The organism is Enterobacter cloacae complex sp. ECL411, assembly GCF_021869665.1.
Taxonomy (GTDB): Bacteria; Pseudomonadota; Gammaproteobacteria; order Enterobacterales; family Enterobacteriaceae; genus Enterobacter; species Enterobacter intestinihominis.
The window spans coordinates 1,312,150-1,338,844 of sequence record NZ_CP091486.1 but is presented as its reverse complement, the minus strand read 5'-3'; the positions used below and the strand labels follow the sequence as shown (position 1 = coordinate 1,338,844).

22 protein-coding genes are annotated in these 26,695 nt (G+C 56.4%); 10 read left to right on the top strand and 12 right to left on the bottom strand.

Annotated elements, in window-relative coordinates; translation table 11 throughout:
• Positions 1 to 11: 11 nt before the first annotated feature.
• From sucA to sdhC, 5 genes are all read right to left on the bottom strand, one after another.
• Positions 12 to 2,819, bottom strand: a complete 2,808-nt coding sequence (gene sucA, locus L3069_RS06340; protein WP_022647462.1) for a 2-oxoglutarate dehydrogenase E1 component — start codon at positions 2,817 to 2,819, stop codon at positions 12 to 14.
• Between the two features lie 238 nt (positions 2,820 to 3,057).
• A complete protein-coding gene (locus tag L3069_RS06335) occupies positions 3,058 to 3,774 on the bottom strand; it encodes a succinate dehydrogenase iron-sulfur subunit (protein WP_022647461.1) in 717 nt (238 codons plus the stop codon).
• A gap of 15 nt (positions 3,775 to 3,789) precedes the next feature.
• Positions 3,790 to 5,556: a succinate dehydrogenase flavoprotein subunit gene (gene sdhA / locus L3069_RS06330; protein ID WP_003858619.1), complete on the bottom strand. Its 1,767-nt coding sequence runs from the start codon at positions 5,554 to 5,556 to the stop codon at positions 3,790 to 3,792.
• Positions 5,556 to 5,903, bottom strand: coding sequence for a succinate dehydrogenase membrane anchor subunit (gene sdhD, locus L3069_RS06325; protein ID WP_100167671.1), 348 nt, complete (start codon positions 5,901 to 5,903; stop codon positions 5,556 to 5,558). The genes sdhA and sdhD overlap by 1 nt, the downstream gene beginning before the upstream one ends.
• Positions 5,897 to 6,301, bottom strand: coding sequence for a succinate dehydrogenase cytochrome b556 subunit (gene sdhC / locus L3069_RS06320; RefSeq protein ID WP_026080740.1), 405 nt, complete (start codon positions 6,299 to 6,301; stop codon positions 5,897 to 5,899). Before sdhC ends, sdhD begins: the two co-directional genes overlap by 7 nt.
• Before the next feature lie 639 nt (positions 6,302 to 6,940).
• Here sdhC and L3069_RS06315 point away from each other — a divergent pair.
• Complete coding sequence (locus tag L3069_RS06315) at positions 6,941 to 8,224, top strand: citrate synthase (protein ID WP_006809584.1); 1,284 nt, start codon at positions 6,941 to 6,943, stop codon at positions 8,222 to 8,224.
• Positions 8,225 to 8,308: 84 nt separating this feature from the next.
• Here the strand turns inward: L3069_RS06315 and nei are convergent, their stop codons facing one another.
• From nei to L3069_RS06280, 7 genes are all read right to left on the bottom strand, one after another.
• The gene (gene nei / locus L3069_RS06310; protein WP_023299610.1) at positions 8,309 to 9,100 is read right to left on the bottom strand and encodes an endonuclease VIII; all 792 of its coding nucleotides are present in this window, start codon (positions 9,098 to 9,100) and stop codon (positions 8,309 to 8,311) included.
• Between the two features lie 18 nt (positions 9,101 to 9,118).
• Entirely contained in the window at positions 9,119 to 9,859 is a 741-nt protein-coding gene (gene pxpA / locus L3069_RS06305) for a 5-oxoprolinase subunit PxpA (protein ID WP_038417003.1), read from the bottom strand.
• Positions 9,846 to 10,778 (bottom strand): 5-oxoprolinase subunit PxpC, encoded by a 933-nt coding sequence (pxpC, locus tag L3069_RS06300; RefSeq protein WP_038415695.1) that lies wholly within the window; start codon positions 10,776 to 10,778, stop codon positions 9,846 to 9,848. Before pxpC ends, pxpA begins: the two co-directional genes overlap by 14 nt.
• Complete coding sequence (gene pxpB, locus L3069_RS06295) at positions 10,772 to 11,428, bottom strand: 5-oxoprolinase subunit PxpB (RefSeq protein ID WP_022647457.1); 657 nt, start codon at positions 11,426 to 11,428, stop codon at positions 10,772 to 10,774. Before pxpB ends, pxpC begins: the two co-directional genes overlap by 7 nt.
• A 14-nt stretch (positions 11,429 to 11,442) precedes the next feature.
• Positions 11,443 to 12,186: a type 2 GTP cyclohydrolase I gene (locus L3069_RS06290; protein WP_003858635.1), complete on the bottom strand. Its 744-nt coding sequence runs from the start codon at positions 12,184 to 12,186 to the stop codon at positions 11,443 to 11,445.
• 10 nt (positions 12,187 to 12,196) lie between these two features.
• Positions 12,197 to 13,609, bottom strand: a complete 1,413-nt coding sequence (gene phrB / locus L3069_RS06285; protein WP_038415694.1) for a deoxyribodipyrimidine photo-lyase — start codon at positions 13,607 to 13,609, stop codon at positions 12,197 to 12,199.
• A 598-nt stretch (positions 13,610 to 14,207) separates the two neighbouring features.
• On the bottom strand, positions 14,208 to 14,414 hold the full coding sequence (locus tag L3069_RS06280; protein ID WP_014069366.1) for a YbfA family protein: 207 nt from the start codon (positions 14,412 to 14,414) through the stop codon (positions 14,208 to 14,210).
• Positions 14,415 to 14,724: 310 nt separating this feature from the next.
• On the opposite strand from L3069_RS06280, the gene kdpF reads away from it, so the two are divergent.
• The 9 genes from kdpF (at position 14,725) to potE (ending at position 26,657) form a co-directional block, all read left to right on the top strand.
• The gene (kdpF, locus tag L3069_RS06275; protein WP_003858638.1) at positions 14,725 to 14,814 is read left to right on the top strand and encodes a K(+)-transporting ATPase subunit F; all 90 of its coding nucleotides are present in this window, start codon (positions 14,725 to 14,727) and stop codon (positions 14,812 to 14,814) included.
• Positions 14,814 to 16,493, top strand: coding sequence for a potassium-transporting ATPase subunit KdpA (kdpA, locus tag L3069_RS06270; RefSeq protein ID WP_038415693.1), 1,680 nt, complete (start codon positions 14,814 to 14,816; stop codon positions 16,491 to 16,493). Before kdpF ends, kdpA begins: the two co-directional genes overlap by 1 nt.
• An 18-nt stretch (positions 16,494 to 16,511) precedes the next feature.
• Positions 16,512 to 18,560 carry a potassium-transporting ATPase subunit KdpB gene (gene kdpB, locus L3069_RS06265; protein WP_038415692.1) on the top strand — a complete coding sequence of 683 codons (2,049 nt, stop codon included), beginning with the start codon at positions 16,512 to 16,514 and terminating at the stop codon, positions 18,558 to 18,560.
• Between the two features lie 12 nt (positions 18,561 to 18,572).
• Positions 18,573 to 19,148 carry a potassium-transporting ATPase subunit KdpC gene (kdpC, locus tag L3069_RS06260; protein ID WP_022647452.1) on the top strand — a complete coding sequence of 192 codons (576 nt, stop codon included), beginning with the start codon at positions 18,573 to 18,575 and terminating at the stop codon, positions 19,146 to 19,148.
• Positions 19,149 to 21,836, top strand: a complete 2,688-nt coding sequence (gene kdpD, locus L3069_RS06255; protein ID WP_038415691.1) for a two-component system sensor histidine kinase KdpD — start codon at positions 19,149 to 19,151, stop codon at positions 21,834 to 21,836.
• On the top strand, positions 21,833 to 22,510 hold the full coding sequence (gene kdpE, locus L3069_RS06250) for a two-component system response regulator KdpE (protein ID WP_022647450.1): 678 nt from the start codon (positions 21,833 to 21,835) through the stop codon (positions 22,508 to 22,510). The genes kdpD and kdpE overlap by 4 nt, the downstream gene beginning before the upstream one ends.
• Positions 22,511 to 22,788: 278 nt before the next feature.
• Complete coding sequence (gene speFL / locus L3069_RS06245) at positions 22,789 to 22,893, top strand: leader peptide SpeFL (protein ID WP_003858645.1); 105 nt, start codon at positions 22,789 to 22,791, stop codon at positions 22,891 to 22,893.
• 255 nt (positions 22,894 to 23,148) lie between these two features.
• Positions 23,149 to 25,347: an ornithine decarboxylase SpeF gene (speF, locus tag L3069_RS06240; protein ID WP_038415690.1), complete on the top strand. Its 2,199-nt coding sequence runs from the start codon at positions 23,149 to 23,151 to the stop codon at positions 25,345 to 25,347.
• On the top strand, positions 25,344 to 26,657 hold the full coding sequence (gene potE, locus L3069_RS06235) for a putrescine-ornithine antiporter (protein ID WP_022647448.1): 1,314 nt from the start codon (positions 25,344 to 25,346) through the stop codon (positions 26,655 to 26,657). Before speF ends, potE begins: the two co-directional genes overlap by 4 nt.
• Positions 26,658 to 26,695 lie beyond the last annotated feature (38 nt).

Sequence of the window (26,695 nt, the reverse complement as noted above, 5' to 3'; positions counted from 1 at the left end):
GTATCCTTTAATTAATCGACGTTCAGCGCGTCATTGACCAGATCTTGTTGCTGCTTCTGGTGAACGGACATATACCCTACCGCCGGAGAGGCGGAGGCCGGGCGACCTGCATAACGCAGGGCAGACCCAAATGGAATCACTTCACGGAAATGATGCTGGCTGCAATACCATGCGCCCTGGTTGAGCGGCTCTTCCTGGCACCAGACAAAATCATGAACGTGAGCGTACTGTTTCAGTACTTCCTGCATCGCCTGATGCGGGAACGGATAAAGCTGCTCGATACGCACGATGGCGACATCTTTCTGATCGTTCTTACGGCGCTGTTCCAGCAGGTCGTAATAAACCTTACCAGAACACATTACGACACGCTTAACGGCCTGCGGATCCAGCTCGTCAATTTCACCGATGGCTGGCAGGAAGGTGCCATTAGCCAGTTCATCCAGGCTCGAAACCGCCAGCGGATGACGCAGCAGGGATTTTGGCGACATGACCACCAGCGGACGGCGCATACCGCGCAGCGCCTGACGACGCAACATGTGGTACACCTGAGCCGGGGTGGACGGCACGCAGACCTGCATGTTCTGCTCGGCGCAGAGTTGCAGATAACGCTCCAGACGCGCGGAGGAGTGCTCCGGCCCTTGTCCTTCATAGCCGTGCGGCAGCAACATCACCAGACCACACATACGGCCCCACTTCTGCTCACCGGAGGAGATGAACTGGTCGATGACGACCTGCGCACCGTTGGCGAAGTCACCGAACTGCGCTTCCCAGATAGTCAGGGTGCGGGGTTCTGCGGTGGCGTAGCCGTATTCGAAGGCCAGAACCGCTTCTTCTGACAGCACGGAGTCCCAGACCTTGAACTGGCCCTGACCGTTATGCACGTGCTGAAGCGGAGTATAGGTTGAACCGTTAGACTGGTTGTGTACAACCGCATGACGGTGGAAGAAGGTGCCACGACCCGCATCTTCACCGGACAGACGAACCGGAATACCTTCGTCAACCAGCGTCGCATAGGCCAGCGTTTCCGCGCCGCCCCAGTCGAACAGCTTCTCACCCGCCGCCATGGCCTGGCGGTCGCCATAGATCTTGGCTACGCGGGATTGCATCTCGATCGCTTCCGGCACGGTGCTGATGCGTTTAGCCAGCTCCTGCAAACGCTTCATCTCAACCTTGTTCGGGTAGCTCTCGTCCCACTCGTGGTTGAGGTACGGCGACCAGGTAAAGGAGTGCATGTTCATTGGGCGCAGCTCTTTGACCACGCATTCACCCGCGTCCAGCGCGTCGCGATAAAGATTGACCATTTCGGTCGCATCTTCCAGCGTCGCCACTTTTTCGCTTTCCAGCTTGTCAGCATAGATTTTACGCGGCGTCGGGTGTTTTTTGATTTTCTGGTACATCAGCGGCTGGGTTGCACTTGGCTCATCCGCTTCGTTGTGGCCGTGACGGCGGTAGCAGAAGAGGTCAATGAACACGTCGCGCTTAAAGGTGTTACGGAAGTCCAGCGCCAGACGGGTAACGAAAGCAACGGCTTCCGGGTCATCCGCGTTTACGTGGAAGATTGGCGCCTGAACCATTTTACCGATGTCGGTGCAGTACGGGGTAGAACGCGCATCCAGCGGGTTAGAGGTGGTGAAGCCCACCTGGTTGTTGATTACGATGCGAACGGTACCGCCCACTTCATAACCACGCGCTTTCGACATGTTCAGGGTTTCCTGAACCACGCCCTGCCCTGTGACTGCCGCATCACCGTGAATGGTGATTGGCAGCACTTTATTGCTGCTCGGCTCGTCCAGACGATCCAGACGCGCACGCACGGAACCGATAACCACCGGGCTGACGATTTCCAGGTGCGACGGGTTAAACGCCAGCGCCAGGTGAACCTGACCGCCCTCGGTTTCGATATCCGACGAGAAGCCCATGTGGTACTTCACGTCACCGGTGCCGAGGTGCTCTTTATGTTTACCCGCAAATTCGTCGAACAGATCCTGCGGTTTTTTACCCAGCACGTTAACCAGCACGTTCAGACGGCCACGGTGCGCCATGCCCAGCACCACTTCGCGCGTGCCGCTCTTACCGGCATGACGAATCAGCTCTTTCAGCATCGGGACTAACGCATCGCCGCCCTCCAGTGAGAAGCGTTTTGCGCCCGGGAATTTCGCGCCCAGATAGCGCTCAAGGCCTTCCGCTGCCGTCAGTTCGCTCAGGAAACGTTTTTTCTCGTCTGCTGAGAAATTCGCGTGACCCGCCACGGATTCGATACGCTGCTGGATCCAGCGTTTCTCTTCGGTGGAGGTAATGTGCATATATTCCGCGCCGATGGAGCCGCAGTAGGTTTGCTTGAGCGCATCAATCAGATCGCCCAGCTTCATCGTGTCTTTGCCGATGGCAAAGGAACCTACGTTAAAGCTTTCCTGGAAATCGGCCTCGGTCAGATCGTGATAAGCCGGATCGAGATCCGCTACACGTTCCTGCTGCCACAGTCCCAGCGGATCGAGATTCGCATGCTGGTGACCACGGAAGCGATAAGCGTTGATAAGCTGCAGGACTTTTACCTGCTTCGCATTGGTGTCAGGGTCGGAAATCGCAGAAGAGTAACGTGAGGCATCCTTCGCCAGACGACGGAAATAATCACGTGTTTTTGAATGGAATTGATCCGGTTTGACCCCTGTACCAGGCAACTGCTGGAACATGGAACGCCAGTTTGCGTCCACTGAGTCAGGATCGGTTAAGAAGTCTTCATAGAGCTGTTCTATCCAGCTCTGGTTTGAACCAGAGAGGTAAGAAGAGTCCAGCCAGGCTTTCATTGCGCCGTTCTGCATCGTGATCCCTTAAGCATTTTTATGCTTACTTTCGCCGTAGAAACTACCACGCACACCACGTGTACGTGCCGGGGTTCACCTGCGAGCTCTTTTCATTTGGCCCGCGAAGGAACCTTTAGAAACTGTCTAAACTTCAGGGCAGTTTTTAAAGGTTTCTGCAATTTGCCCGGTGGCGCTACGCTTACCGGGCCTACTGTTACGTAGGCCGGATAAGCGCAGCGCCATCCGGCGTTGTTACTTACGCACTGCGCTGCAACAACATCGACTTAATATGGCCGATGGCGCGCGTCGGGTTCAGCCCCTTAGGACACACACTGACGCAGTTCATGATGCTATGGCAGCGGAATACGCTGAAAGCGTCACTTAACCCTTCCAGACGATTCTCGGTTTCGGTATCGCGGCTGTCGATCAGGAAGCGATAGGCAGCCAGCAGACCCGCAGGGCCGATAAATTTATCCGGGTTCCACCAGAATGACGGGCATGACGTTGAACAGCATGCACAGAGAATACACTCGTACAACCCATCGAGTTTTTCACGCTGCTCAGGCGACTGTAAGTGCTCGCGAGCGGGTGGATTTTGCCCATTATTCAATAAGTAAGGCTTAATCTTCTCATATTGTGCATAGAATTGCCCCATGTCCACCACCAAATCACGCACGACCGGCAGGCCAGGCAGAGGACGGATGACAATTTTCTGGCCTGCACGCTGTAGCGCTGAAATTGGCGTGATACAGGCCAGACCGTTTTTGCCGTTCATGTTTACACCGTCAGAGCCACATACCCCTTCACGGCAGGAGCGGCGGAACGACAGCGTAGGATCTTTTTCTTTCAGCTGGATTAAAGCATCCAGCAGCATCATGTCACGACCTTCTTCCGCTTCGAGGGTGTAATCCTGCATACGCGGAGCATCGTCTACATCCGGGTTATAACGATAAACTGAGAATTCGAGTTTCATTATCCTGTCTCCGCATTAGTAAGTACGAATCTTCGGCGGGAACGCCGGACGCAGTTTCGGTTCCATGTTAACGCTACGACGCGTCATGGTTTCCGACTCTGGCAGATACAGGGAATGGCACAGCCAGTTTTCGTCATCACGATCCGGGAAATCGAAGCGGCTATGGGCGCCACGGCTTTCGGTACGGAAGTTTGCCGACATCGCGGTCGCGAACGCGGTTTCCATCAGGTTATCCAGCTCCAGGCACTCAACGCGCTGGGTGTTGAACTCGCTCGAGGTATCGTCCAGACGGGCATTCTTCAGACGCTCGCGGATCGCTTTCAGTTGCTCCAGCCCTTTGGCCATCGCGTCACCTTCACGGAATACCGAGAAGTTGTGCTGCATACACTCTTGCAGCGCTTTACGGATTTCCACCGGATCTTCGCCGTTACGGTTGCCGTTCCAGCGGTTGAGGCGCTCAAGAGAGGCATCAATTTCGTCGTCGGTCGCATCACGCAACGCGCCCTGCTCGGCAATAGATTCCTGGAGATGCAGCCCCACCGCACGGCCAAATACCACCAGGTCCAGCAGGGAGTTGCCGCCCAGACGGTTTGCGCCGTGCACGGATACGCAGGCAATTTCGCCTACCGCGAACAGACCAGGGATGACCACGTCTTCGCCCTGCTCGTTCACGGTCAGCGCCTGACCGGTCACTTTGGTCGGAATACCGCCCATCATGTAGTGACAGGTTGGGATAACCGGAATCGGCTCTTTCACCGGGTCGACGTGGGCGAAGGTGCGGGACAGTTCCAGAATGCCCGGCAGACGGGATTCCAGCACTTCTTTACCCAGATGGTCGAGTTTCAGCTTCGCGTGCGGGCCCCAAGGGCCGTCGCAGCCGCGGCCTTCACGGATTTCGATCATGATGGAACGCGCCACCACGTCACGGCCCGCCAGGTCTTTCGCATTCGGGGCATAACGCTCCATAAAGCGCTCGCCATGTTTGTTCAGCAGATAGCCACCTTCACCACGGCAGCCTTCTGTCACCAGCACGCCCGCACCGGCGATACCGGTTGGGTGGAACTGCCACATCTCCATGTCCTGCACCGGCACGCCAGCGCGGATAGCCATCCCAACGCCGTCACCGGTGTTGATGTGGGCGTTGGTAGTGGACTGATAGATACGGCCTGCGCCGCCGGTGGCCAGCACGGTTGCGCGCGCTTTGAAATAGACCACTTCACCGGTTTCAATGCACAGTGCGGTACAACCCACCACCGCGCCATCGGCGTTTTTCACCAGATCCAGCGCATACCACTCGGAGAAGATGGTGGTGTGGTTTTTTAGGTTCTGCTGATAGAGCGTGTGCAGCAGCGCGTGGCCGGTACGGTCAGCCGCCGCTGCGGTACGTGCCGCCTGCTCGCCGCCGAAGTTTTTCGACTGGCCGCCAAACGGACGCTGATAGATGGTGCCATTTTCCAGACGGGAGAACGGCAGACCCATGTGGTCCAGCTCCAGAATCGCTTCCGGGCCAGTTTTACACATATATTCGATGGCATCCTGGTCACCGATGTAATCGGAACCTTTTACCGTATCGTACATGTGCCATTCCCAGTTATCTTCATGGGAATTACCCAGCGCAACGGTGATACCGCCCTGCGCAGACACAGTGTGGGAACGGGTCGGGAATACTTTAGAGAGCAGCGCACAGGTCTGGCCGCTCTGGGAAATTTGCAGTGCGGCGCGCATACCTGCGCCACCCGCACCAATCACAACAGCATCAAATTCTCTGACTGGCAGTTTCATTACACACCCCACACCACAACAAATCCATAATTGACGTAAACCAGCAGAGCAACAACAATAATCAGTTGCAGCGGAAGGCGAATCGCCAGCGGTTTAACGTAATCGGTCAACACCTGCCACATGCCAATCCAGGCATGAATAAGGATGGAGAACAGGGCCAGCAGGGTGAACACTTTGGTGAAGGCCGATCCGAAGAAACCACTCCAGATTTCCCACGTCAGTGTGCCGCTAGTGGCGAAGAAACCGATCATATAGATGATGTAGAGCGTGAGGACGATGGCGGTAGCGCGGACCAGGATGAAGTCATGTACGCCGTTGCGTCCTAATGCGGAGGCGTTGCTTACCATACGAGAACTCCTGCGAGAAGTGAAAGCACGACAGTGATCACAAATGAAATGTTAGCGGTACGTTTACCGGCCTCGAACGTCTCTTCCAGGTAGCCAAAGTCCATCAGCATATGGCGAACGCCGCCAACCACGTGATAGGCCAGCGCGGTCAGAATGCCCCACATGATAAATTTCACGAAGAAGCTGTTCATGATGGCTGAGGCCTGGAGGAATCCTTCAGGAGATGAGAGGCTGGTTCCCAGTAACCACAGCAAGATACCAACCGCCACAAACGTAATCACACCAGAAACACGGTGCAGAATGGACGCTATTGCTGTTACAGGGAATCGGATCGTTTTGAGATCCAGATTGACAGGTCTTTGTTTTTTCACATTTCTTATCATGAATAACGCCCACATGCTGTTCTTATTGTTTCCTTCCTCCGGACTGCGATGCGGGTCAGACAGCGTTCCTTTTCTATAACTGCGCGTCATGCAAAACATTGCTTCCAAATGCTAAAACGACACGTTACAACGCTGGGTGGCTCGGGATTGCAGGGTGTTCCGGAGACCTGGCGGCAGTATAGGCCGTTCACAAAATCATTACAATTAACCTACATACAGTTTGTTGGGTTTTCTCTGGAACAGTGATCGGGGTCACGATAACAACATCTTTTTAATTTTTAATCATCTGATTTGACAAATGTTAAACAATATTGTTACAAACGTCATCAGAAAAGGCATATAATGCGCAAAAGTTATGAGGTCTCTCTTTCACCTGACAAATAGTTATGTAACAGTGTGATGGTATTGACCGAAGTTATCAGGACAGTTATTAGTGATATACAGGTTTGAATAATTCGGACTGCAAAAACGCTGATTTGCTGTTGTTTCACTGATATTTCATTCGTTTACCTGCAAGGCGCCATAGCTCTGTACCCTGGTTTCTCCTCGTGAGCTGAGCGGTAAGCCAAATAACAATCTGGTAACGATGATTAACAGCTGAAAGCAAATCCGGTAAAGCGCAGTCTTAAGCATAAGGCGCTAAGGAGACCGTAAATGGCTGATACAAAGGCAAAACTCACCCTAAATGGTGATGATGCTATTGAACTGGATGTGCTAAAAGGCACGCTCGGTCAGGATGTTATTGATATCCGTACGCTGGGTTCCAAAGGGGTATTCACCTTTGACCCTGGATTCACCTCCACCGCATCTTGCGAATCCAAAATCACCTACATTGACGGTGACGAAGGTATCCTGCTCCATCGCGGCTTCCCCATCGATCAGTTAGCCACCGAATCCAACTATCTGGAAGTGTGCTACATCCTGCTGAACGGCGAAAAACCGACGCAGGCCCAGTACGATGAATTTAAAACCACCGTGACCCGTCACACCATGATCCATGAGCAGATTACCCGTCTGTTCCATGCGTTCCGTCGTGACTCTCATCCGATGGCGGTCATGTGCGGTATTACCGGTGCGCTGGCGGCGTTCTACCACGATTCTCTGGACGTGAATAACCCACGTCACCGTGATATCGCGGCGTTCCGTCTGCTGTCCAAAATGCCTACTATGGCGGCGATGTGTTACAAATACTCTATCGGTCAGCCGTTTGTGTATCCACGCAACGACCTCTCCTACGCAGGTAACTTCCTGCGCATGATGTTCTCTACGCCGTGTGAAGAGTATGAAGTGAACCCGGTGCTGGAACGCGCGATGGACCGTATTCTGATCCTGCACGCTGACCACGAACAGAACGCCTCGACCTCTACCGTCCGTACCGCGGGCTCTTCCGGCGCGAACCCGTTCGCCTGTATCGCTGCGGGTATCGCCTCCCTGTGGGGACCGGCGCACGGCGGCGCGAACGAAGCAGCACTGAAGATGCTGGAAGAGATCAGCTCCGTTGAGCACATTCCTGAGTTCGTGCGCCGCGCGAAAGACAAGAATGACTCCTTCCGTCTGATGGGCTTCGGTCACCGTGTTTACAAAAACTACGACCCTCGCGCGACCGTTATGCGTGAGACCTGCCACGAAGTGCTGAAAGAGCTGGGCACCAAAGATGATCTGCTGGAAGTGGCGATGGAGCTGGAACACATTGCGCTGAACGATCCGTACTTCATCGAGAAGAAACTCTACCCGAACGTCGATTTCTACTCCGGTATCATCCTGAAAGCGATGGGCATTCCGTCTTCCATGTTCACCGTGATCTTCGCCATGGCGCGTACCGTAGGCTGGATTGCGCACTGGAACGAAATGCACAGCGAAGGCATGAAAATCGCCCGTCCTCGTCAGCTGTATACCGGCTACGAGCAGCGTGACTTTAAGTCTGATATTAAGCGCTAAAAAACACGCCCGGCGGCGCTTCGCTTGCCGGGCCTACAAGTGCGAGATGTAGGCCGGGTAAGGCGTAGCCGCCACCCGGCTTTTTTACATCTGGCACCCAGGACACCAGTAAAACGGCCTGGAAGAGATCGTCGCCTTCTCAATCACCCCGCCGCACCGCTCGCACTTTTTACCCGCCCGATGAAACACCTTGAAGCGAAACAGCGCCCCGTGATGCTTGTTCTCATCCACCACGCCGCGCGTGTTGTACGACAGCCGGGGAATGTCCAGCAACGCGTGGGACAGCGCCTCCAGCTGTTCATCGCTTAGCTGCGACGCTTTGTGCTGCGGCGCCAGCCCGACTTCCCAGAGGATCTCCACCCGCAGGTAGTTTCCCAGCCCCGCCAGAAATGCCTGATCGAGCAACAGCCCGGAAAACTGCCGGTTGCGGAATGTGGGCGATAACAGCCGGGCTTTCACATCGCTTGCCGTCAGGCGCATATCCAGCACGTCCGGCCCAACCCGCTGTAAGAACGGGTGCGTGAGCAACTGCTCCGGCGTTAACATTTCGATATCAGAAGCGCTGTAGAGCAGGATCGCCTTATCCGCCGTTTGTAGCCGCACTCGCAGCACGCGGGTCGTTTGCGGCTGCTCGTCCGCCTTTACCACCCGCCAGACGCCGTAAAGCTGATTGTGGCTATATAACGTCAGGTTATGGGAAAAGTGGGTGAGCAACGCTTTGCCGCGCGTTTCAATGTGGGTCACCGTCTGTCCCACCAGCTCTGTTTCAAACGGTTTGAGTTGAGGAAAGGCAAACCAGACGTGTGTCAGAGTTTTGCCCTTTATCGCCGCCTCCAGGCTATCCGCCGCGCGGCGGATCTCCGGACCTTCTGGCATGTTATTGTCCTTTCATGATTATTCTGCGCTGACAACAATGCCCTCTTCCGAGAACGCCGCCCGCAGGCGTCGCGCAAACTGGAGCGCATGCTCGCCGTCACCGTGTAAGCACACCGTATCAGCCTGAACGTTTGCCGTTGTACCCTCCGTTGAGGTTACTCGCCCGAAGCGCACCATCTCCAGCGTCTGCGCCAGCGCTTTACCTTCGTCGGTGATCAGCGCACCGGCCTGCGTACGCGGAACCAGGCTGCCGTCCGGCAGGTATCCCCGATCGGCAAACACTTCCTGCCGCGTAATCAGCCCCAGCCGTTCGCCGGCACGGATAAGCTCGCTGCCCGCCAGGCCAACCAGAATCAGACGCGGATTGCAGTCCCGTACCGCGCGGGCAATGGCGTCTGCCAGCGCCGGATCTTTCGCTGCCTGGTTATAGAGCATGCCGTGCGGCTTGACGTGACGCAACACGCCCTTCTCAGCGCGCACTATCGCCTCCAGGGCGCCGATCTGGTAGAGCATTTGCGCGTAAACCGTCTCAGGCGGCAGATCCATCGCCGTGCGACCAAAGTTTTCCCGGTCCGGAAAGCTGGGGTGAGCGCCTATCGCCACGCCATTTTTCATGGCATTGCGCACGCTCGCCAGCATGGTCTGCGCATCGCCGGCATGAAACCCACAGGCGATATTCACCGAGGAGACCAGCGTCATCAGCGCCGCATCGGCGCTGCTGCCCTCCCCCAGATCGGCGTTTAAATCAATCTTTACCATCGAGCCTCCACGCCAGCTGTTCGAGATAACGCTGCTGATCCTGACGGGCTTTCAGCGCCTCCTCCAGCGAACACTGCACAAAATGAATTGGCTGACCGAGAGGAATTTGCGCCAGATGGTAGCGATCCGCTTCGATAATGCAGGCAATACGCGGATATCCTCCCGTGGTTTGCGCATCGTTCATCAGTACGATAGGCTGTCCGTTGCCCGGCACCTGAATCACCCCCGGCAACAGACCATGGGAAAGCAGCTCCCGGTCAGTCGTGCGGGTCAGCGGCTGGCCCTGAAGCCGGTAACCCATGCGGTTACTCTGCGGGCTGATCTTCCATGGCGAGCGCCAGAAAGACTCTTTTGAGGCCTCATCGAACTCATGATATTCCGGCCCCGGCAGGGCGCGGATCAGGTTCCCCCACAACAGCTGCTTCACGCCCTGCGTGGTGGTGAAATGGCGCGCTGATGGCTTAATCGCCAGGCGATCGCCGTCGCGCAGCAGCCGTCCTTCATGTCCGCCCATTCCCGCTTTCTGGTCGGTGCTGGATGAGCCCAGCACCTCCGGCACGTCGATACCTCCCGCCACCGCAAGATAGCTGCGCACGCCGTGCAGAGGACGCTTGAGCGTCAGACGCTGTCCGGCTTTCGCCCGCAGGCGCCAGCCGGTCCACACCGTTTTGCCGTCCAGCGTCGCGTCACAGCCCGCGCCGGTTAAGGCAAACCAGGTTTCCTGACCAAACTCAATCACGCACTGACCCAGCGTAATTTCTAACGCCGCCGTGCTGCCGGCGTTGCCTACCAGCAGGTTGGCAATCTCCAGCGAGGGACGATCAAGCGCACCGCAGTAGCTCACGCCCGACTGACGCAGCCCAAAACGCCCGGCATCCTGTACCGAGGTGTAAAGCCCTGCGCGAATAAGCGTTAACATATCCCCTCCTTTTGCGGGATAAAGCGCAGGGTATCCCCCGGACGCAGGAGTATGGGCGCGTCCTGGCCTGGTTCAAATAACGGCGTGGACGTGTGCCCGATAAGCTGCCAGCCTCCCGGCGAGGCGAGTGGATAAATTCCCGTTTGCTCGCCACCAATCGCCACGCTGCCCGCCGGTACGCTCAGGCGCGGCTCAGCCCGGCGCGGCGTATGCAACTGGGGCGATAACCCGCCCAGATAGGGGAAACCCGGCTGAAATCCCAAAAACCAGACAACATAGTCGACTGAGCTATGCAGCTCCACAACCTGCTTCTCCGTTAATCCACAGTGTTCGGCCACCACGCCAAGGTCGGGGCCTCCCTTGCCGCCATAGACAACCGGGATCTCAATCGTCCGCGATTCCGGCTCCAGCGCCTCGCTCTCCTCCCACCAGCGTTGCAGGCGCTCAATGGCATCCAGCGCCCCCGTGTGCGGATCACGCAGCACCACGGTGATATTATTCATACCCGGAATAGCTTCAACCACGCCAGGTAGCTCGGGCAGTCGTTGAGCCAGACGCCAGATACGCTTTTGCGTGGCAAGCGTCACCGGAGGCTCAAGTTCCAGAACCACTGCGGTCTCACCCAGAAGATAACAACGCGCTCGCTGCACTTAACTACCTCTCATCAGGCCGGATTAGGGATATCAATAAACGTCACATCCAGATCGGTATTTTCCGTCAGCCACTCGCTGAGGGCGCGGATGCCGCCACGCTCGGTAGCGTGATGGCCTGCCGCGTAAAAATGCAGGCCTTGTTCACGGGCAGAGTGAATGGTCTGCTCGGAAACCTCGCCGGTAATGAAGGCGTCGACACCGAAACGCGCCGCGCTATCAATAAAGCCCTGGCCGCCGCCGGTGCACCATGCCACGCGCTTCACGGTATCCGGCCCGGTGTCGCCGCACCACAGCGGACGACGCCCCAGGCGTGCTTCGATCCACGATGCCAGCTCCAGACCCGGAACCGGCATCGACAGTTCACCCCACGGCACCAGGGGTTCAATTTCGCCCATCACGGTAATCCCCAGCAGCTGCGCAAGCTGAACGTTATTCCCCAGTTCAGGATGCGCATCGAGCGGCAGGTGATAGCCGTACAGGTTGATGTCATTCGCCAGCAGCGTTTTGAGACGGTTGCGCTTCATGCCGCGAATAATCGGTGATTCGTTTTTCCAGAAATAACCGTGATGGACAATCACCGCGTCGGCTTCCTGACGCACCGCCTCATCCAGCAGCGCCTGGCTTGCCGTTACGCCGGTGATGATTTTTTGCACCGTCTCGCGCCCCTCCACCTGTAAGCCATTCGGACCGTAGTCGCTAAACGAGGCCGTGTTGAGTTTTTCGTTAATCAGGCGTTCCAGTTCACTGTTTTTCATCATCATTCTCTCAAACTTTTCGGGCGGTTTCGTACGCCGCCAGCGTGGCGACGCGCGCCTGTTTATGGTCGACAATGGGACGGGGATAGTTCAGGGTAACACGCTGTTTATCCGCCCATGCCCAGGGTTCATGAATGGCTTTGGCGGGGACATCCTTAAGTTCAGGCAGCCAGCGACGGATAAACTCGCCGTCGACGTCAAATCGTTGTCCCTGCGTGGTCGGATTAAAGATCCGAAAATAGGGAGCCGCATCCGTGCCGGTGGAGGCCGCCCACTGCCAGCCGCCGTTATTTGCCGCCAGATCGCCATCGATCAGCTGAGAGATAAAATAACGCTCTCCGGTTCGCCAGTCGATAAGCAGATCCTTCACCAGGAAGCTGGCGGTAATCATACGCAGACGGTTATGCATCCACCCGGTTTCATTGAGCTGCCGCATAGCCGCATCAACAATCGGGAAGCCGGTGAGCCCATGCTGCCATGCCTTAAGCAGCTTCTCATTCGACTGCCACTGTACCTTATCGGTCCAACGAATGAAGGGGCGATGTTTACATAAATCAGGATGATACGTCATCAGATGGCGATAAAACTCACGCCAGATCAGTTCGTTCAGCCACACTGCGCCCGCCCCCCCATCTAACGCCTGAGGCTGTTCCGCCAGTAGCCGATGTAAACACTGGCGCGGGGAGAGCGCGCCCAGCGCTAAACAGGCCGACAGGCGGCTGGTGCCTTCAATCGCTGGAAAATCCCGCCGCGCCTCGTAATCCGCCGCCCCCTGCGCGCAGAACTGACGCAACCGGGCGATAGCCGCTTTCTCGCTGGCGGGGAATACCGTTTCATCAAACGACTGCTGGGGATAATTCAGCCTGATGTCCTGCAGATCCGTTATCGTTTCCCCTCTTATAGCCGGGGCGGGAACGCATTCTGGCAGCCCCTCTTTCAGGCGTTTGATAAAAGCATTTTTAAACGGCGTGAAAACTTTATACATTTCGTGACTGCCGGTCATCACGCTGCCCGGTGCGAGCATCACGCTGTCATCAAAGCCTTCACAGACCACGCCCGTAAGGTTTTTCTCCAGCTGACGATCCCGCTGCTGCTCGTTAAATTCATACTGGTAGTTGTAAAAAAGACGCGTTACCGCGTGCTGCTTACAGATTGCCTGCACCATCTCAAGCTGTGCGGCAAAATCATGGGCCTCTTTATAGATCAGCGGAATGCCTTTTTCGGCCAGTGAATGTTGCAGGTCATTCAGATACGCGCTGAGTAATGCCGCTTGCCGGGGCGCCATGTCATGCTGCCGCCACTGTTCAGGCGTGGCGATAAACAGGGCCAGCACATTCGCGTCTTTAGCGCGGCAGGCGGCCGCGAGAGCGAAGTTGTCGTGAATGCGTAAATCCGCGCGAAACCAAACCAGATGGGTGGGCATAAAACTCCAGGCAATTGTCCATTATGTCCGTAAGGGCATGCCGTAAAAGGAAAAAGGCATGCATTGAACTACTTTGCCATGAAGTGTAGACGGGATGAAATAAAAAAGGCCGCCCGAGGCGGCCTTAACGCTACTTGTCCTGCGCTATCGGGGTAAAGGCAATAAACACATCCGGTTTATCACTCTTTACAACGAGTGCGCTGGCGACAATGAACGCGATGCATAAATAGCGTTTCACTATGCGGTCCCTGCTGCTAACCGCTCCACCTATCACCACCGGTGATAAATCGGTGGACACAAGCCCGGGTAGGCGGGCTGCTTTACGGCTATGGATACACCTTTCCCAGGACCGATGCCCATTTGCGAGATGGCGGAAAGGGACGTGGCATCATAATTAACACCAACGCCAAAAGTAAGTTATTTCAGTAAAATTAGGAATTTATAAAGGTGAAGTGGATTGCGAACTTTTTAAAGAAGGGTATGATAAAAATCCCGGGTAGGGGCTGCAAGATTACCCAACGGACCGCGAATCCCGAGGGACAAAAAAACCGCCACTTTGCTGTAGGCGGTTTTTTTATGGCTACGATGTCACACCGTATCAGTAGAAATCGCAGGTTGCTTTCTCGGCCTGATCCATCCACACCGGCTTTTCGCTGGTTTTCGCCCAGACGCGGTGCAGATAGCTGTAAAAACGTGCGCGATCTTTCCAGAACAGCATCACCGGCAGGGCCAGCACGCCAGCCACTACGGCGAAAGTGCGACGCATGAACACGATATGAGCCGGATACTCTTTATAAAGATCCATATTTTTCTCCCCTGTAGTTGGCCGGAAACCGTCTCCGGAAAATGTGAAATCTGTGACCTGGTTAAAATAATACCGCTTTGTTTGTAATTTTACTACTCATCCGACCACTTATTTTCATCCATTTCGTGAATATTTACATTCACGCCTGTAATTAAGTTACAAAAAAGTTAACAGTTTACTTAACAATAGTTAAATTGTGGTCTTTCCCATTTTTATACTTTTTTTACACCTGCCCTTCTGATTTTTGCGAAATCTTTGCGCCACAAATCCTACCGTTTGTACAACAACAAAAGTCACCCGGAGGTGGAGTGTGAGTGCAGGTCTGATTGCCGGCATCGTGCTGGTGTTCCTGTTATTGGGTTATCTGATTTATGCCCTGATTAATGCGGAGGCATTCTGATGGCTGCTCAGGCGTTTTTGCTTATTGCCAGCTTTTTACTGCTGCTGTTTGTGCTCGCCAGGCCGCTGGGAACAGCGCTGGCGCGGCTGATAAACAACGTGCCACTGCCGGGTACGCGAAAAATTGAAAACGTGCTCTGGCGCATTTCAGGTATCAGCGACCGCGAAATGAGCTGGGGCCAGTACCTGATGGCGATACTGCTTCTGAATATCGTGGGGCTTATTGCCCTCTTTACGCTGCTCATGCTCCAGGGCAATTTGCCGTTGAATCCGCAGCAGTTACCAGGTTTATCCTGGCATCTGGCGCTGAACACGGCGGTCAGCTTTGTCACCAATACCAACTGGCAGTCTTACGCCGGTGAAACCACGCTCAGCTACTTCAGCCAGATGGCCGGGTTAACCGTGCAAAACTTTCTGTCTGCAGCCAGCGGTATCGCGGTGATCTTCGCCCTGACGCGCGCGTTTGCCCGTCAGAATGTCAGCACGCTCGGCAACGCGTGGGTTGATGTCACGCGCATCACCCTTTGGATCCTGGTGCCTGTTGCGCTGATTATTGCCCTGTTCTTTATACAGCAAGGCACTCTGCAAAACCTGCTGCCTTATACCCCTTACACCTCGCTTGAAGGGGGCAGGGAACTCCTGCCAATGGGGCCAGTGGCGTCGCAGGAAGCAATCAAGATGCTGGGCACCAACGGGGGCGGCTTCTTCAACGCCAACTCATCGCATCCGTTTGAAAACCCAACGGCATTAACCAATTTTGTACAGATGCTGGCGATCTTCCTGATCCCCGCCGCGCTCTGCTTCGCCTTTGGCGATGTGGTTAACGATCGCCGCCAGGGCCGTACGCTGCTGTGGGCCATGTCGTTAATCTTCGTGGTCTGCGTAGCACTGATGATGTGGGCCGAATGGAACGGCAACAGCCACTTCATGCAGCTGGGGGCTAACAGCAATATCAACCTGGAAGGCAAAGAGAGCCGCTTCGGCATTCTTGCCAGCAGCCTCTATGCGGTGGTCACCACGGCGGCCTCCTGCGGGGCGGTGAACGCCATGCACGACTCTTTCACCGCGCTCGGCGGCATGATCCCGATGTGGCTGATGCAGATTGGCGAGGTAGTCTTCGGTGGGGTCGGTTCGGGGCTGTACGGCATGCTGTTGTTCGTTCTGCTCGCCGTGTTTATCGCCGGGCTGATGATCGGCCGCACGCCGGAATATCTCGGCAAAAAAATCGACGTCCGCGAAATGAAATTAACCGCGCTGGCAATCCTGGTCACCCCCGCCCTTGTGCTGCTCGGTACCGCCCTGGCGCTGATGACCGACGCCGGGCGCAGCGGCATCTTTAACCCGGGCATTCACGGCTTTAGCGAAGTGCTTTACGCCGTTTCGTCTGCCGCAAACAACAACGGCAGCGCCTTTGCAGGGTTAAGTGCCAACTCACCGTTCTGGAACTGTCTGCTGGCGTTCTGCATGTTCTTCGGTCGTTTCGGCGTGATTATTCCCGTCATGGCGATCGCCGGAACACTGGTGAATAAGAAGATCCAGCCGACCACTACCGGTACGTTACCGACTCACGGCGCGCTGTTCGTCGGCCTGCTGATTGGCACCGTTCTGCTGGTAGGTGCCTTGACCTTTATCCCCGCCCTCGCGTTAGGCCCGGTTGCGGAATATCTCTCTTTACGCTGATTTTGCGGAGAATTTGTCATGAGTCGTAAACAACTGGCCCTGCTCGAACCAACCTTAGTTCGTCAGGCCCTCATGGATGCGGTAAAAAAACTGAGCCCGCGCGTGCAGTGGCACAACCCGGTGATGTTTATTGTCTGGACTGGAAGTTTACTCACCACCGCACTGGCGATTGCCATGGGAACGGGACACCTTTCAGGAAATGCAACCTTTACCGGCGCCATCAGCCTGTGGCTGTGGTTTACCGTGCTGTTCGCCAACTTTGCCGAAGCGCTGGCGGAAGGCCGCAGTAAGGCGCAGGCCAACAGTCTGAAAGGGGTCAAAAAAACCGCCTTTGCGCGCAAATTACGCGAACCTAAATACGGCGCGCAGATGGACCACGTTCCGGCGGATGAACTGCGCAAAGGTGACGTGGTGCTGGTGGAAGCCGGGGACATCATCCCCTGCGACGGGGAGGTAATTGAGGGCGGCGCGTCGGTAGACGAAAGCGCTATTACCGGGGAATCCGCGCCCGTGATCCGTGAGTCGGGCGGAGATTTCGCCTCAGTTACTGGCGGAACGCGCATTCTTTCCGACTGGCTGGTGATCCAGTGCAGCGTTAACCCGGGCGAAACCTTTCTCGACCGGATGATCGCCATGGTGGAAGGCGCACAGCGTCGTAAAACGCCGAACGAGATCGCCCTGACCATTCTGCTGGTGGCGCTCACCATTGTCTTCCTGCTGGCAACGGCGACCCTGTGGCCCTTCTCCGCCTACGGCGGTACAGCGGTCAGCATCACCGTACTGATCGCCCTGCTGGTCTGTCTGATCCCCACCACTATCGGCGGCCTGCTTTCCGCGATTGGCGTGGCGGGGATGAGCCGTATGCTGGGCGCGAACGTCATCGCCACCAGCGGACGCGCCGTTGAAGCGGCGGGTGACGTAGACGTACTGCTGCTGGATAAAACCGGGACCATCACCCTGGGTAATCGTCAGGCCTCTGACTTTTTACCCGCGCCGGGCGTGGATGAAAAAACGCTGGCCGACGCGGCACAGCTTTCTTCGCTGGCCGATGAGACGCCGGAAGGTCGCAGTATCGTGATCCTCGCCAAGCAGCGCTTTAACCTGCGCCAGCGCGACGTACAAAGCCTTCACGCCACGTTCGTGCCCTTTACGGCGCAAACCCGCATGAGTGGAATTAACATTCAGGACCGAATGATCCGTAAAGGCTCCGTTGATGCCATTCGCCGTCATATTGAAGCCAATAATGGACATTTCCCTCCGGAAGTCGACCACCTGGTGGAAAGCGTAGCGCGTCAGGGGGCAACCCCGCTGGTGGTGGCGGAAGGTGCAAGCGTTCTGGGGGTTATCGCTCTGAAGGATATCGTTAAAGGCGGTATTAAAGAGCGTTTCGCCCAGATGCGTATGATGGGCATTAAAACGGTGATGATCACCGGGGATAACCGTCTGACTGCGGCGGCCATTGCCGCCGAAGCGGGCGTGGATGATTTCCTTTCCGAAGCGACACCGGAAGCGAAGCTGGCACTCATTCGCCAGTATCAGGCGGAAGGTCGTCTGGTGGCGATGACCGGCGACGGCACCAACGACGCCCCGGCGCTGGCGCAGGCCGACGTGGCGGTGGCGATGAACTCCGGTACCCAGGCGGCAAAAGAGGCGGGCAACATGGTGGATCTCGACTCGAACCCGACCAAGCTGATCGAAGTGGTGCATATCGGGAAGCAGATGCTGATGACGCGCGGCTCGCTGACCACGTTCAGTATCGCCAACGACGTGGCGAAGTATTTCGCCATAATCCCGGCGGCCTTTGCGGCAACCTATCCGCAGCTGAATGCCCTGAATGTGATGCACCTGCACTCTCCAGCCTCGGCCATTTTGAGCGCGGTGATCTTCAACGCGCTGATTATTGTCTTTCTTATTCCGCTGGCGCTGAAAGGGGTGAGCTATAAGCCGCTGACGGCCGCCGCCATGCTGCGCCGTAACCTTTGGATTTACGGTCTGGGTGGGCTGGTGGTGCCCTTTATTGGGATCAAGGTTATCGACATGTTGTTAACGCTGTTCGGGCTGGTTTAAAAGGTGAATCTCATGACGATGTTACGTCCCGCTATACTGTTGTTTATTCTGCTGTCTCTGATTACCGGCGGGCTTTACCCGCTGATGACAACCGCGCTGGGCCAGTGGTGGTTTGAGGACCAGGCCAACGGCTCGCTGATTATCCAGAACGGTGAAAACCGCGGCTCGCGTCTGATTGGGCAAAACTTTACGGACCCGCGCTACTTCCAGGGACGCCCTTCCGCCACTGCGGAAAGCCCGTATAATCCAATGGCCTCCGGCGGCAGCAATCTGGCTGGCAGTAATCCTGACCTGGACAAAGCCGTTGCTGAACGCGTTGCCGCCCTGCGCGCCGCGAATCCGCAGGCCAGCCGTGAGGTGCCGGTTGAGCTGGTCACCGCCTCCGCGAGCGGGCTGGATTACAGCCTGACGCCGGACGCAGCGGCGTGGCAGATCCCACGCGTGGCCGCCGCCCGTCAGCTGACCGTCGAGCAGGTGAGCCAGCTGGTTGCAGAACATACGCAAAAGCCGCTGGTCAGCTTCATCGGCATGCCGGTAGTGAACATTGTTGAGCTGAATCTGGCGCTGGATGCGCTAAGGAAGAACTAAATGACCGACGAGCCCATGCGCCCGGATCCGGACAGGCTGCTTGAACAAACGGCTGAAGCCCACCGCGGCAAGCTGAAAATTTTCTTCGGCGCCTGCGCGGGCGTCGGGAAAACCTTCGCCATGCTGACGGAAGCCCAGCGGCTTCGGGCGCAGGGGCTTGATATTCTCATCGGCGTGGTGGAAACCCACGGTCGCAAAGAGACGGCGGCGCTGCTGACGGGGCTGGCGACGCAGCCGCCCCAGCGTATCAGCCATCGCGGGCGGCTGGTCACGGAGTTCGATCTTGATGCCGCCCTCGCCCGCCGCCCCGCGCTGATCCTGATGGACGAACTGGCGCACAGCAACGCGCCTGGCTCACGCCACCCGAAGCGCTGGCAGGATGTTGAGGAGCTGCTTGAAGCCGGCATCGACGTCTTCACTACGGTGAATGTTCAGCATCTGGAAAGCCTGAACGACGTGGTGAGCGGGGTAACCGGTATCCAGGTGCGGGAAACCGTCCCCGATCCGTTTTTTGATTCTGCCGATGAAGTCGTACTGGTTGACCTGCCGCCGGACGATCTGCGCCAGCGCCTGCACGAAGGCAAGGTGTATATTGCCGGCCAGGCCGAACGCGCTATCGAACATTTTTTCCGCAAAGGAAACCTGATTGCCCTGCGCGAGCTGGCCCTGCGCCGCACCGCCGATCGCGTGGATGACCAGATGCGCGCCTGGCGGGACCTGCAGGGGCGGGAGCGCGTCTGGCACACGCGTGACGCCATTCTGTTATGCATTGGTCACGGCAGCGGCAATGAAAAACTGGTCCGCACCGCCGCCCGGCTTGCGGCGAAGTTTGGCAGCGTCTGGCACGCGGTGTATGTCGAAACGCCACAGCTTCACGGCCTGCCGGAAAATCAGCGTCGCGCCATTTTGAGCGCGCTGCGGCTGGCGCAGGAGCTGGGCGCCGAAACTGCAACCCTGTCCGATCCGCAGGAAGATAAAGCCATTCTGCGCTACGCGCGCGAGCATAACCTGGGCAAGATTGTCATTGGACGTCGCCAGCATCGCCGCTGGTTTAGCCGCGAATCTTTTGCCGACAGGCTGGCACGCCGCGCGCCGGATCTGGATTTAGTCATCGTCGCGCTGGATGACAAGCCCGCCCCCCTGCCCGGCCGTACGCCGGACGCACGCACCTTTGGCGATAAATGGCGCGTCCAGATCCGGGGCTGCCTGGTGGCCGTGGTCCTTTGCGCCCTGATTACGGTGATTGCCAGCCAGTGGCTAATCGCCTTCGATGCCGCCAATCTGGTCATGATTTATCTGCTGGGCGTCGTTGTGGTCGCGCTCTTTTATGGCCGCTGGCCGTCGGTGCTGGCAACGGTGATCAACGTCATCAGCTTCGACCTCTTTTTTATCGCTCCGCGCGGGACGCTTGCTGTCTCGGACGTGCAGTACATTCTGACCTTTGCCGTGATGCTTACCGTCGGGCTGGTGATCGGGAATCTGACGGCAGGCGTGCGCTACCAGGCACGCATTGCCCGCTATCGCGAGCAGCGCACCCGCCATCTGTATGAGATGTCAAAATCGCTGGCGGTCGGTCGCACGCAGCAGGATATCGTCCAGACCAGTGAGCAGTTTATCCGTTCGACCTTTCATGCCAGTAACCTGATTTTGCTCCCCGACGAGCAGGGGCGCCTTCGCCCGCTGACCTCCCCTTCGGGGATGACGCCCTGGGATGAAGCGATTGCACGCTGGAGCTTTGATAAGGGTTTACCTGCCGGTGCTGGCACCGACACTCTGCCCGGGGTGCCTTACCAGATCCTGCCGCTGCGCAGCGCGGATAAAAATCACGGGCTGGTCATCGTCGAGCCGTCTAACCTGCGTCAGCTGATGATCCCCGAGCAGCAGCGCCTGCTGGAAACCTTCACCCTGCTGGTCGCCAGCGCCCTTGAACGGCTGGCGCTCACCGCCAGCGAAGAGCAGGCGCGGCTGGCAAGCGAGCGCGAAAGTATTCGCAATTCGCTGCTGGCAGCGCTGTCTCACGATTTGCGCACCCCGCTTACCGTGCTGTTTGGCCAGTCCGAAATTCTGACGCTGGATCTGGCGGCGGAAGGATCAAAACATGCGATGCAGGCCAGCGAAATTCGTCAGCACGTGCTAAATACCACGCGTCTGGTGAACAACCTGCTGGACATGGCGCGCATTCAGTCCGGCGGGTTTAACCTCAAAAAAGAGTGGCTCACCCTTGAGGAGGTTGTCGGCAGTGCGCTGAAGATGCTGGAGCCGGGTCTCGGCGGGCGCCATATCGAGCTGGACATGCCGGAACCCCTGACGTTAATCCATGTGGATGGCCCGCTGTTTGAGCGCGTGCTGATTAATCTGCTGGAAAATGCCGCTAAATACGCCGGGACAAAGGCCCGGCTGGGGATTGCTGCCAGGGTGGATAAACGTGTGCTGCGGCTCGATGTCTGGGATACCGGGCCGGGTATTCCGGCCGGCCAGGAGCGCGCCATATTCGAAAAATTTGCGCGCGGTAATAAGGAATCTGCCATTCCGGGCGTCGGGCTGGGGCTGGCGATCTGCCAGGCGATTGTTGACGTGCATGGCGGCACCATTTCCGCAGAGAACCGCCCGGAAGGTGGGGCACGCTTTTGTGTTACACTTCCTCTTGAAACCCCACCAGAACTTGATGAATTACCAGAGGATTTGTGATTAACGTTCTGATTGTTGAAGATGAGCTCGCTATCAGCCGATTTCTGCGTACCGCGCTGGAAGGCGACGGTTTGCGCGTTCATGAAGCCGGTACGCTTCAACGGGGGTTAATTGAAGCCGCCACCCGCAAGCCAGATCTGGTGATCCTGGATCTGGGACTCCCGGATGGCGATGGCATCGATTTTATTCGTGAGGTGCGTCAGTGGAGCCAGATGCCCATTCTGGTGCTCTCTGCCCGCACCGAAGAGACGGATAAAATCGCCGCGCTGGATGCCGGAGCGGATGATTATCTGATCAAACCGTTTGGCATTGGCGAGTTACAGGCCCGGCTGCGTGTGGCGCTGCGTCGACACAGTGCCACGACCCCTTCTGAACCGGTGTACGTCTTTGGCGATATCCGCGTCGATCTTGCCGCCCGCCGCATCGTGCGAGGGGAAGAAGAGATCCACCTTACGCCTATCGAGTTTCGTCTGCTGGCCGTGTTGCTCAGTAACCACGGAAAAGTGTTAACGCAGCGACAGCTGTTAAGCCAGGTCTGGGGACCGAATGCCGTCGAACATAGTCACTATTTACGCATTTATATGGGACACCTTCGCCAGAAACTTGAAGCCGATCCCGCGCGCCCTCGTCATTTATTAACAGAAACCGGTATCGGATATCGGTTTATGATCTGAATAAGTATTCACTTTAATTTTAAATAAAGAACACGCCAGCCTGAATATAGGCATGAAAATAACGCCGAGATTATTTTCATGCCTATATTCGCCCTCACTAAACATAATTAGAACACCAATTTAACACCAAACCAACAAAGCAGCATTTTGATCTGCGTTATTCACTCATAACGACTAATTATTTCTGAAATGATCGGTTATTGGTGATCTGTTTCACAGTTAATCCCTTTTTCCTGGATAAAATGACCGTGCTTTCAATTACTGAAAGGAAAATGAACATGGAAAACAATAATCGTTTAATGCCCCATATAAGGCGGACAACACATATCATGATGTTTGCCCACCGAAACTGTTTTGACTTTCATCTCTTTAACGCCCGGTAGTCCTTCGACTTCTGGCGCATCTGCTTACAGGTTATCCTGAAAAACGCTATTTTACAGGCTGTTGCCTGTGAACACCTGCGCTCATTCCTTGTGATTCAGATTCTCCGCAACCGGGCGGACTGAATTCTACTCAGCAAAAAAGCAATTAACTGATTTCGTATCAGCGGACACGCTTTGCTTTTTTTTCCGGAAAAAATCGATTTCTTTACCGCAAGAAGTCGAGGGACCCATATTGCCTGAAATAAAGAGATAAAGATGAAAACGTTAAAAATTGCCGTCAGCCGTGCCTGCCCTGAATGCTTTACCACTTCGCGCGAGATCGTGGATATCACCGCATCGGATTATATTGATGTGGCAGCCGTGGTTCTGGCCGTCAGTGATATTTTCAATGGCGCCATAGAAGAAATAGAAGCCACGGGATTCGGTATTCCGGTGTTTATTGCCACGCATAAAGAAGAAAGGGTTCCGGCTGAATTTTTGTCGCGTATTCACGGCGTTTTTGAGTACTCCGACACCAGCAATGCGTACTACGGACGCCAGCTTGAAGCGGCTGCGCAGAAGTACGAAACCCAGCTCCGTCCGCCGTTCTTCCGCGCGCTGGTCGATTACGTCCAGCAGGGGAACAGCGCGTTTGACTGCCCCGGACATCAGGGAGGTCAGTTCTTCCGCCGCCATCCGGCCGGAAACCAGTTTGTCGATTTCTTTGGCGAAACGCTTTTCCGCGCCGATCTGTGCAATGCCGACGTGGCAATGGGCGATCTGCTGATCCATGAAGGTGCGCCATGCATCGCCCAACAGCATGCGGCAAAAGTCTTTAATGCGGATAAAACCTACTTCGTGCTGAACGGCACCTCCTCTTCCAATAAGGTGGTGCTCAATGCCCTGCTCACGCCAGGCGATCTGGTGCTGTTCGATCGCAATAACCATAAATCTAACCACCACGGGGCGCTGTTACAGGCGGGAGCGACGCCGGTGTATCTGGAAACAGCGCGCAACCCGTACGGGTTTATCGGCGGTATTGACGCACACTGTTTCGACGAGAGTTACCTGCGGGAACTGGTGTCAGAGGTCGCGCCTGGTCGCGCGCGGGATGAACGTCCCTTCCGTCTGGCGGTGATCCAGCTGGGCACCTACGACGGTACCATTTATAACGCCCGTCAGGTGGTGGATAAGATTGGTCACCTGTGCGATTACATCCTGTTTGACTCCGCCTGGGTGGGTTACGAGCAGTTTATCCCGATGATGGCCGACTGCTCGCCGCTGCTGCTGGAGCTGAACGAAAACGATCCGGGCATTCTGGTTACCCAGTCGGTGCATAAGCAGCAGGCGGGCTTCTCGCAAACCTCGCAAATCCATAAGAAGGACAGCCACATAAAAGGCCAGCAGCGCTATGTCCCGCATAAGCGCCTCAACAACGCCTTTATGATGCACGCCTCCACCAGCCCGTTTTATCCGCTGTTTGCCGCCCTGGATATCAACGCCCGCATGCACGAGGGGCAAAGTGGGCGCAACATGTGGATGGACTGCGTGGTGACGGGTATCGAAGCGCGAAAACTGATCCTTCAGAACTGTCAGTTTATTCGCCCGTTCGTGCCGGAGACGGTGGATGGCCGTCCGTGGGAAAGCTGGGATACGGCGGAGATCGCCACCGATCTGCGCTTCTTCCATTTCGTTCCGGGCGAACGCTGGCACGCCTTTGAGGGATATGCCGAGCATCAGTATTTTATTGATCCCTGCAAACTGCTGCTGACCACGCCAGGCATCAACGCCCGCACCGGCGAGTATGATGATTTCGGCGTGCCCGCCACCATCCTCGCCAACTTCCTGCGTGAAAACGGCATCGTGCCGGAAAAATGCGACCTCAATTCCATTCTGTTCCTGCTCACCCCGGCGGAGGACATGGGCAAATTGCAGCAGCTCGTCGCCCAGCTGGTGCGCTTCGAAAAACTGCTCCAGAGCGATGTGCCGCTGAAAGAGGTTCTGCCCTCTCTTTATAAGCAACATCCGGAACGTTATGCGGATTATTCCCTGCGTCAGATTTGTCAGGAGATGCACGACCTCTACGCCCGCCATAACGTGAAGCAGTTGCAGAAAGAGATGTTCCGCAAGTCTCACTTCCCGCGCGTCATGATGAACCCGCAGGAGGCGAACTATGCCTATCTGCGCGGTGAGGTCGAGCTGGTGTCACTGCGCGACGCGGAAGGCCGTATCGCCGCGGAAGGCGCGCTGCCTTACCCACCGGGGGTGTTGTGCGTGGTTCCGGGGGAAGTCTGGGGCGGTTCCGTGCTGCGCTATTTCGCCGCGCTGGAAGACGGGATCAATCTGCTGCCGGGCTTTGCGCCGGAGTTACAGGGGGTTTATGTCGAGGAGTGTGACGGGCGCAAACAGGTACGCTGCTACGTCATTAAACAACCCGCCGCTCAGCCGTCTCTGCTGAAAGGAGAAAAATTATGAGTAAGTCCAACAAGATGGGCGTGGTACAACTCACTATCCTCACCATGGTGAATATGATGGGGTCCGGGATCATCATGCTGCCCACCAAGCTCGCTGAAGTGGGGACGATTTCGATTATCTCCTGGCTGGTAACGGCAGTCGGCTCAATGGCGCTGGCGTGGGCGTTTGCCAAGTGCGGGATGTTCAGCCGTAAGTCTGGCGGCATGGGCGGCTATGCCGAATATGCGTTTGGTAAGTCCGGTAACTTTATGGCCAACTATACCTACGGCGTGTCGCTGCTGATCGCCAACGTGGCGATTGCCATCTCCGCTGTCGGTTACGGTACGGAGCTGTTTGGCGCGACGCTGACCCCGGTGCAGATTGGGCTGGCGACCATCGGCGTGCTGTGGATCTGCACCGTCGCCAACTTTGGCGGCGCGCGCATCACCGGACAACTCAGCAGCATCACCGTCTGGGGCGTGATCATTCCGGTAGTCGGTCTGTGCATCATCGGCTGGTTCTGGTTCAGCCCGACGCTGTACGCCAATTCCTGGAACCCGCATCACGTGCCGTTCTTTACCGCCGTGGGATCGTCCATCGCCATGACGCTATGGGCTTTCCTCGGGCTGGAGTCAGCCTGTGCGAATGCGGAAGTGGTGGAAAACCCGGAAAAGAACGTGCCGATCGCGGTACTCGGCGGGACGCTGGGGGCGGCGGTGATCTATATCGTCTCAACCAACGTGATTGCGGGAATTGTGCCCAACATGGATCTCGCCAACTCCACGGCGCCGTTCGGGCTGGCGTTTGCGCAGATGTTTACGCCAGAGGTAGGGAAAGTGATCATGGGACTGATGGTGATGTCCTGCTGCGGCTCGCTGCTGGGCTGGCAGTTCACCATCGCCCAGGTATTCAAATCCTCCGCTGACGAAGGTTATTTCCCGAAAATCTTCTCCCGCGTCACCAAAGCGGATGCGCCGGTACAGGGTATGCTGGCGATTGTGATTTTCCAGAGCGGTTTGTCGCTGATGACCATCAGCCCGTCACTGAACAGCCAGTTTAATGTACTGGTCAACCTGGCGGTGGTGACGAACATCATTCCGTACATTCTGTCGATGGCGGCACTGGTGATTATTCAGAAGGTGGCGAAGGTGGATCCGCGCAAAGCCCGGGCGGCCAATATCGTGGCGCTGATTGGGGCGATTTACAGCTTCTATGCGCTCTACTCGTCCGGTCAGGAGGCGATGCTGTATGGCGCGATGGTGACCTTTATGGGCTGGACGCTGTACGGTCTGGTATCGCCGAGATTTGAACTGAAGAATAAGCATAGTTAAAAAAGAAGCCCGGTGGCGCTAACGCTTACCGGGTCTAC